General features: G+C 66.4%; 7 protein-coding genes and 1 rRNA gene. 4 read left to right on the top strand and 4 right to left on the bottom strand.

Annotated features, from left to right (window positions below):
• Nucleotides 1-373: 373 nt before the first annotated feature.
• Nucleotides 374-1,099 carry an N-acetyltransferase family protein gene (locus tag AC1DYD_RS09210; protein WP_478172436.1) on the bottom strand — a complete coding sequence of 242 codons (726 nt, stop codon included), beginning with the start codon at nucleotides 1,097-1,099 and terminating at the stop codon, nucleotides 374-376.
• A 108-nt stretch (nucleotides 1,100-1,207) separates the two neighbouring features.
• Nucleotides 1,208-1,681, bottom strand: coding sequence for an Lrp/AsnC family transcriptional regulator (locus tag AC1DYD_RS09215; RefSeq protein ID WP_478118519.1), 474 nt, complete (start codon nucleotides 1,679-1,681; stop codon nucleotides 1,208-1,210).
• Nucleotides 1,682-1,823: 142 nt separating this feature from the next.
• Here AC1DYD_RS09215 and hppD point away from each other — a divergent pair, with 142 nt between their 5' ends.
• Together hppD and AC1DYD_RS09225 are read left to right on the top strand one after the other, a co-directional pair.
• Nucleotides 1,824-2,951 (top strand): 4-hydroxyphenylpyruvate dioxygenase, encoded by a 1,128-nt coding sequence (hppD, locus tag AC1DYD_RS09220; protein WP_478172437.1) that lies wholly within the window; start codon nucleotides 1,824-1,826, stop codon nucleotides 2,949-2,951.
• Nucleotides 2,952-2,977: 26 nt separating this feature from the next.
• Nucleotides 2,978-3,778 carry a transporter substrate-binding domain-containing protein gene (locus AC1DYD_RS09225; RefSeq protein ID WP_478172438.1) on the top strand — a complete coding sequence of 267 codons (801 nt, stop codon included), beginning with the start codon at nucleotides 2,978-2,980 and terminating at the stop codon, nucleotides 3,776-3,778.
• A 21-nt stretch (nucleotides 3,779-3,799) separates the two neighbouring features.
• On the opposite strand, the gene AC1DYD_RS09230 is transcribed toward AC1DYD_RS09225, so the two are convergent.
• Nucleotides 3,800-4,684 carry an esterase/lipase family protein gene (locus AC1DYD_RS09230; protein ID WP_478172439.1) on the bottom strand — a complete coding sequence of 295 codons (885 nt, stop codon included), beginning with the start codon at nucleotides 4,682-4,684 and terminating at the stop codon, nucleotides 3,800-3,802.
• Between the two features lie 106 nt (nucleotides 4,685-4,790).
• Here AC1DYD_RS09230 and AC1DYD_RS09235 point away from each other — a divergent pair, with 106 nt between their 5' ends.
• Together AC1DYD_RS09235 and AC1DYD_RS09240 are read left to right on the top strand one after the other, a co-directional pair.
• Nucleotides 4,791-6,482: an AMP-binding protein gene (locus AC1DYD_RS09235; RefSeq protein WP_478172440.1), complete on the top strand. Its 1,692-nt coding sequence runs from the start codon at nucleotides 4,791-4,793 to the stop codon at nucleotides 6,480-6,482.
• On the top strand, nucleotides 6,479-7,402 hold the full coding sequence (locus AC1DYD_RS09240; RefSeq protein WP_478172441.1) for an MBL fold metallo-hydrolase: 924 nt from the start codon (nucleotides 6,479-6,481) through the stop codon (nucleotides 7,400-7,402). The genes AC1DYD_RS09235 and AC1DYD_RS09240 overlap by 4 nt, the downstream gene beginning before the upstream one ends.
• Nucleotides 7,403-7,466: 64 nt before the next feature.
• On the opposite strand, the gene rrf is transcribed toward AC1DYD_RS09240, so the two are convergent.
• Nucleotides 7,467-7,579 (bottom strand): 5S ribosomal RNA (rrf, locus tag AC1DYD_RS09245).
• Nucleotides 7,580-7,587 lie beyond the last annotated feature (8 nt).

Here is a 7,587-nt window from a genome sequence, read left to right on the forward strand (position 1 = left end):
AGTTGGGGAACCGCAAGGATAACCCACCCCCGAAGCTTGCTCACTGCGTGTAGCAAGCCTCCCCCTCAAGGGGGCGCCCCCGACGGCCCGGCGAAGCCGGATCCGTGGCGGCCCACGACGCCCGGCGCGCTGCGCGGCCGGACTTCAGGGCGGCGGCCAGTGGTCCACTACGCGATCGCGATCCATGAAACCGGCGCAGCCCCATGCCAGGGATACCGCGGAACCGGCTTTGCCGGGCCGCTGGTATCGCCCCCCTTGAGGGGGCTGAGGTCCGCGGCTCCAAGCCTGCCTGCGCAGGCTTGGACGGACCCGAAGAGCCGCTGCCTCTGGCAGCGACTCGGGGCGCCGCAGGCGCTTCGGGGGGTGTTTCTTTTCAGGCGGCGGATTTGTCTCGCGCGGCGCGCACGCCGCTGCGGATTTCCTGCACTTCTGCCAGGAAGGACCAGAACTGCTTGGCTCGGGTCTTGAGCTGGTAGTCGACCTGCGCGAAGTGCTGCAGCGCGATCTCGCTCATGCGGCTGTCGAAGGTGGCGGCCGGCAGTTCGAGGTGGGCCTCGGACTCGGAGCCGCTGCGCACAACGGTGGCGCCGGCATTGCGCGCGATCTTCAGCATCGCGGCGTTCTCGCTCAGGGCATGGATGAACAGCATGCCCACGCCTTCGTTGCGCGCCACGACCACCGCACGCTCGAACAGGCGCGCGCCGTAGCCGCGTCCGCGTGCGTGCACCGCGACGGAGACGCCGAATTCGGCGCAATCCTGCTGCTGCTCGGCCGGCGCGAAGGCCAGGTGGGCCATCGCGATCAGCTCGAGCCGGCGGTTGTAGATACCGAACATCTCGTCGCGCTCGAAATCGAGCCCGTCGACGTAGCGCTGGACTTGTTCATCGGAGGCGGCGTAGCCGAATCGCAGGTAGCGGTCGTGCGGCGGCAGGGCCAGAAGGTGCTGGGCGATGCGGTCACGCTCGCGGGGGCCGATCGAGCGGATCGGCACCATGACGGGGTGCGGCGCGGCGGCGCGCGGCTGCGCCTCAACCACCGGCGCCTTCAGGAACGAGCCGACGCCGAGTGAGGCTAGGAGGAGGGCCTTGGCGGTAAGCATGCATGGAATATAAGGGTTTTCCCTAAACCTTCAAGGAGACGGGGCTTGTCCGACTGCGGATCGGTGAACAAATGCCGCTCCAGGCCTATCGGCATCCGATGCACGTTGTTACAGGGGCACGGCCGTCGTCGCCTTGACGCGGTCGAGCACGAAACTGGTCTTGCAGTCCTGGACGCTGGGGTGCTTGAGCAGGGTGTTCATGATGAAACGGCTGTAGTGCGCCATGTCGGCCACCACCACGCGCAGCAGGTAGTCCATCTCGCCGGTCAGCGCGGCGCATTCGACGACCTCGGGCCAAGTCTGCACGCTGGCCCGAAACAAGTCCATGGGATTTCGCTTGTGGCTTTCGGTCAGTTTCTCGAGCCGCACGTTGAGGTAGGCGGTGAGCCCCAGCCCGACGGCTTCAGGCTTGACCAGGGCGACATAGCGGTCGATGACCCGGCTTTCCTCCAGCCGCTTGACCCGCCGCAGCACCGCGCTCGGGGACAGGCTCACCTGCTCGGCGATCTGGTCGTAGGTGGCACGGCCGTCGGACTGAAGCGTGCGCAAAATTTGCCGGTCGATCTTGTCAAGTGCATCCATCGTTTGGATTTTGCAGTTTTCCTGTGTTGAATGACACCTTTGAGCCCAAAAACGCCGAAATCATGAGCTCCGGCGCTTTTACAGTTCCATACGGACGCCGTCCTGCCACGGCCGCACACTGAATCCCCACGGAGATCCAACCATGAGCACCACCGACACCGCCGCCTTCACGCCCTGGGAGAACCCGATGGGGACCGATGGCTTCGAATTCATCGAATACGCCGCCCCCGATCCGGCCGCCATGGGCCGCGTCTTCGAGCAGATGGGCTTCAAGCCGATTGCCAGGCACCGCCACAAGAACGTGCTGCTGTACCGCCAGGGCACGATCAACTTCATCATCAATTCGGAGCCCGATTCCTTCGCCCAGCGCTTCGCGCGCCAGCACGGCCCGAGCATCTGCGCCATCGCCTTCCGAGTGCAGGACGCCAAGGCCGCCTACGAGCGCGCAATCGGCCTCGGCGCCTGGGGCTTCGCGCCCGGCGCCGGCCCGGGCGAACTCAACATCCCGGCCATCAAGGGCATCGGCGACAGCCTGATCTACTTCGTCGACCGCTGGCGCGGCAAGAACGGCGCCCAGCCCGGCGACATCGGCAACATCGGCTTCTACGACGTCGACTTCGAGGCGTTGCCGGGCCTTTCGGCGGCCGAGGCGCTGGCACCCGAAGGCCACGGCCTCACCTACATCGACCACCTGACGCACAACGTGCACCGCGGCCGGCTCAAGGAATGGGCCGACTTCTACGAGCGCCTGTTCAACTTCCGCGAAATCCGCTACTTCGACATCGAGGGCCAGGTCACGGGCGTCAAGAGCAAGGCCATGACCAGCCCCTGCGGCAAGATCCGCATCCCGATCAACGAGGAAGGCAACGAGAAGGCGGGCCAGATCCAGGAATACCTGGACAGCTACCATGGCGAGGGCATCCAGCACATCGCGATGGGTTCGCGCGACCTCCTCCACACGGTCGATGCATTGCGGGCTTCGGGCGTGAAGCTGCTCGACACCGTCGACACCTACTACGAGTTGGTCGACAAGCGCATCCCGGGCCATGGAGAGAACGTGGCCGCGCTCAAGAAGCGCAGGATTTTGGTCGACGGCAAGAAGGGCGCGCTGCTGCTGCAGATCTTCAGCGAGAACCAGCTGGGTCCGATCTTCTTCGAATTCATCCAGCGCAAGGGCGACGACGGCTTCGGCGAAGGCAACTTCAAGGCGCTGTTCGAGAGCATCGAGCTCGACCAGATCCGACGCGGGGTGCTGGCCGCTGCACAATAGGCGCCCCCTTTCACCCTGGAGCCTCCATGCGCCCGACGTCCCCGCTTCGTTCCCCGCTCTGTCTCGCCGCCGCGGCACTGGCGCTGGGAGGCTGCGCGATGACGCCGCGCCAGGGCGAGGCGGTCTCCCGCCTCGACGCGGTGCAGAAGGCCGGCGCGCTGCGCATCTGCACGCCGGGCGACTACAAGCCTTTCAGCTTCCAGAAGCCCGACGCCAGCTACGAAGGCATCGACGTCGACCTGATGGCGAGCTTCAGCGCCAGCCTCAACGTCAAGCCCGAATGGGTCAAGACCAGCTGGGCCAACCTGTTGCCCGACCTCCGGGCCGGCAAGTGCGACATGGCGGTCGGCGGCATCTCGGTATCGACCGACCGGCAGAAGCTGGCCTTTTTCAGCACCGCCTACATGGTCAACGGCAAGACGCCGATCGCGCGCTGCGCCGACGTCGCCAAGTACCAGACGGTCGCACAGATCGACAAGCCCGAGGTGCGCGTGATCTTCAATCCGGGCGGCAGCAACGAGCGTTTCGCCCGGGCCAACTTCAAGCAGGCCAAGCTTGCGATGCATGGCGAGAACCTCACCATCTTCGACGAGATCCTGGCCAACCGTGCCGACGTCTTCGTGACCGAATCGGCCGAAGCGATCACCCAGCAGAAGCTCAAGCCGGGCCTGTGCGCGGTCAACCCCGACAAGCCGCTGCAGTACGGCGAGATGGCCTGGCTGCTGCCGCGCGACGACCTCGCCTTCAAGGCTTACGTCGACCAGTGGCTGCACCTGTCGCAGGCCGGCGGCGACTTCCAGCGCGTCATGGACCGCTGGCTCAAGTAGGCCGGTCGCACTGCCCGGGCCTCAGTCGTCGAGGAGCGCGAGCGCCTCGCGCCGGATCCCGGCATCGAAGGCCATCTGGACGTGGCCGCGTCCCGCGGCGAGCCGGTTGTCCGCACCCGGCAGCGTGGCGGCCGAGGTCGGAAACACGATGTTGTCGCTGTTCGAATACCAGCAGGTGAAGGGCACCTGCTGCACGCCGGCGCGCTCGCCGTTGATGCGCTGCAGCCACTCGCCGCCCATGCGCATCTGGCGGCCATTGGCGGTGCGGCCGAAGCGCGCCAGCCAGGTGCCGCGGTGCGGCGTGCCGAGGGTGACGATACGGTGCACGCGCGCGCCATTGCTGTCGCGCAACCAGGCGCGGGCCGCGAGGCCGCCCATGCTGTGGCAGATCAGCAGCGGCGGCTTTCCCGTGGCGGCGGTCACGCGTGCGATCGCCGCCTCGATGGTCTGCACATAGCGGTCGATCGAGCCGAACACGGGCTCGAGGTCGACCGCCACGAAGGCACGGTCGGCGGCGCGCAGTTCGCGCAGCCACGGGGTCCAGAACGCGCGATTGCAGACGAAGCCGTGGATCAACACCGCGCCCCGGCGCTGGCCGTGCGGCAGGTGGTCGGGCACGGCGCGCCAGCGAAAAGGCTGCAGCCAACAGAAGACGCGCGGCGCCGCGGCGCTTTCCGCCAGCCAGGCCTTGACGCATTGCCAGGCGCCGGCGCGAGGCACGGGGTCGCTCGCGCCAACGCAATAGCAAAGCGCGAACTCGAGCGCGAGGAATGCCGCATGGGAGCAGGTCAGCACCAGCATCCCGGCGATCGCGATCGCCGGCGACCGGCTCCACCAGTAGCTCGTCCACGCCACGGCAAGGAGCAGCCAACCGATCACCAACCACCGCTGGGCACGTGCAACCATGCGCCAACTATCTCACGCGAATCAGCCCCGGCCGGCAGCACCCTAGGACAAGCCCGCTGGCGGCCGAGCGCAGGTCGCTCCGACAATCCGCGCCAAAGGAGATTGCATGCAGACATCCGTGCTTCAGAGCTATCCGGCCGGCGTGCCGCACGAGGTCCACCCGGAGCAGTACCGTTCGCTCGGACAACTCTTCGACGAATCCTTCAAGCGCCATGCCGAACGGCCCTTCTCGGTCTGCATGGAACAGTGGATGTCCTACGGCGAGCTCGACACGCTGTCGAATGCGATGGGTGCCTGGCTCCAGTCGCTCGGGCTCGAGCCCGGTGCGCGAGTCGCCGTGATGCTGCCCAACATTCCGCAGTTCGCGGCCACGATCTGCGGGGTGCTGCGGGCGGGCTACACCTGCGTCAACGTCAACCCGCTGTATACGGCGCGCGAGCTCGAGCACCAGCTCAAGGACTCGGGCGCCACGGCCATCGTCATCCTCGAGAACTTCGCCACCACGCTGGAGCAGGTGGTCGACCACACGGCCATCAAGCATGTGTGCGTCACTGCGATGGGCGACCTGCTGGGCGGCATGTACGGCGCCTGGATCACCTTCGCCGTGCGGCACCTCGCCAAGATGGTGCCGCCCTACAAGATCGCGCTGACCGAGGGACGCACCGTCACGCCCTTCTCCCAGGCGATCGCGGCGGGTCGCGGCCGCACGCTGGCGGCCGACCCGAGCACGCTCGACTCGATCGCCTTCCTGCAATACACGGGCGGCACCACCGGACTGTCGAAGGGCGCCGTGCTCACGCATCGCAACATCGTCGCCGCGACGCTGCAGGCCGAGGCCTGGTTCACGCCGGCGCTGGCGCGCGCGGGCGACCTGTCCAAGGTCAACAGCATCGCCGCGCTGCCGCTGTATCACATCTTCGCGCTGACGCTGTGCCTGCTCGCGATCCGCCAGGGTTCGCACCTGACGCTGGTTCCAAATCCACGCGACACGGCCAAGTTCATCGCGGTGCTGAAGAAGCGTCCCTTCCACATGTTCCCGGCGGTCAACACGCTCTTCAATGCGTTGCTGGTCCACCCCGAGTTCAAGACCGTCGACTTTTCCCAATTGTTCGTCTCGCAAGCCGGCGGCATGGCGGCCTCCGAGGGCACCGCGCGACAGTGGTTCGAGGTCACGGGCTGCCCGATGATCGAGGGCTGGGGCATGAGCGAGACCTGCGCCATCGGCACCAACAACCCGGTCACCAATACCGCCTACAGCGGCAACATCGGCCTGCCCCTGCCGGGCATCGAGATCGCGATCAAGGACGACGAGGGCCGTTCGCTGCCGGCCGGCGAGGCCGGCGAGCTTTGCATCAAGGGCCCGAACGTGATGGCCGGCTATTACAAGCAGCCAGCCGAGACCGCGGCGGCCTTCACCGCCGACGGCTTCATGCGCACCGGCGACATGGCGGTGATGCAGGACGACGGCTACAGCCGGATCGTCGACCGCAAGAAGGACATGATCATCGTCAGCGGCTTCAACGTCTACCCGAACGAGCTCGAGAACGTGATCTCGCTGTGTCCGGGCGTCGTCGAATGCGCCGCCATCGGCGTGCCCGACGAGAAGCAGGGCGAGGCGATCAAGGTCTTCGTCGTCCGCAAGGATCCGGCGCTGACCGAGGAGGGTGTCATGCGCTACTGCCATGACCAATTGACCGGCTACAAGCGGCCGAAGCAAATCGAGTTTCGCGATGCGCTGCCGAAGACCAACGTCGGGAAGATCCTGCGCCGCGAACTGCGCGCGGGCGCGCAGTCTTGACGGCGGCCGGCGGCCTGCCCGCGCAACTCCAGGTCTTCGAGCGAGGCTGGCTCTCTGCCAACAACGTGCTCTTCAAGGGGCGCGAGCAGACGGCGGTGGTCGATACCGGCTACCTGACCCACGCGCCGCAGACCGTGGCGCTGATGGAGGGCGCGCTGGCCGGACGGCCGCTCGATCTGCTGCTCAACACCCATCTGCACAGCGATCATTGCGGCGGCAACGAGGCGCTGCAGCAGCGTTTTCCGGCGCTGCGCAGTTTCATCCCGCCAGGTGAGGCCGAAGCAGTCAGGGCCTGGGATGAAGACGCCCTGAGTTTCCGCGCCACCGGCCAGCGCTGCGCGCGTTTTCGCTTCGAGGGCCTGCTGGAGCCGGGGCACGAGATCCGGCTCGGCGACCTGCCTTGGGAGATCCATGCCGCGAAGGGCCACGATCCGCATTCGGTCATCCTGTTCGAGCCCGACTCCAGGACCCTGATCTCGGCCGACGCGCTCTGGGAGAACGGGTTCGGGGTGGTCTTTCCCGAACTGCAGGGCGAGGCCTCGTTCGAAGAAGTCGGTGCAACGCTCGATCTGATCGAGTCGCTGGCTCCGCTGCACGTGATTCCCGGCCATGGAAGCGTCTTCCACGATGCGCCTGCGGCACTGCAGAAGGCCCGCAGCAGGCTCGACGGCTTCCAGCGCAATCCGGTCAAGCACGCGCGCCACGCCTTGAAGGTGCTGCTGAAGTTCAAGCTGCTGGAACTGCAGACCATCCGCCAAAGCGAATGGAGCGCATGGCTCGGGCAAACGCCTTATTTCGCAACCATCCAGACGCGCTTTTTCGGCCACACCTCGCTGGAGGCGTTGGCCTCGGAGATTCTGGACGAGCTGGTCAGGGCTGGCGCCGCGAGCTGCGACGGATCGCATATTCGCAATAGCTGAAGGGAGCGGCGCACAAAGCAAAGCGCCCAGCCTTTTGAGGGGCTGGGCGATTTGGGCTGTAAGAGCCTGACGATGACCTACTTTCACACGGGAACCCGCACTATCATCGGCGCTGAGGCGTTTCACTGTCCTGTTCGGGATGGGAAGGAGTGGGACCACCTCGCTATGGTCATCAGGCATAAAGG

This window comes from Variovorax sp. P4_B11 (assembly GCF_056402355.1).

What these genes read in the sequence shown, in the direction of transcription:
- hppD (WP_478172437.1), top strand. Translation starts at nt 1,824, where the DNA reads ATGAGCACCACCGACACCGCCGCCTTCACGCCCTGGGAGAACCCGATG.
- AC1DYD_RS09210 (WP_478172436.1), bottom strand. Translation starts at nt 1,099, where the DNA reads ATGCTTACCGCCAAGGCCCTCCTCCTAGCCTCACTCGGCGTCGGCTCG.
- AC1DYD_RS09215 (WP_478118519.1), bottom strand. Translation starts at nt 1,681, where the DNA reads ATGGATGCACTTGACAAGATCGACCGGCAAATTTTGCGCACGCTTCAG.
- AC1DYD_RS09235 (WP_478172440.1), top strand. Translation starts at nt 4,791, where the DNA reads ATGCAGACATCCGTGCTTCAGAGCTATCCGGCCGGCGTGCCGCACGAG.
- AC1DYD_RS09230 (WP_478172439.1), bottom strand. Translation starts at nt 4,684, where the DNA reads ATGGTTGCACGTGCCCAGCGGTGGTTGGTGATCGGTTGGCTGCTCCTT.
- AC1DYD_RS09225 (WP_478172438.1), top strand. Translation starts at nt 2,978, where the DNA reads ATGCGCCCGACGTCCCCGCTTCGTTCCCCGCTCTGTCTCGCCGCCGCG.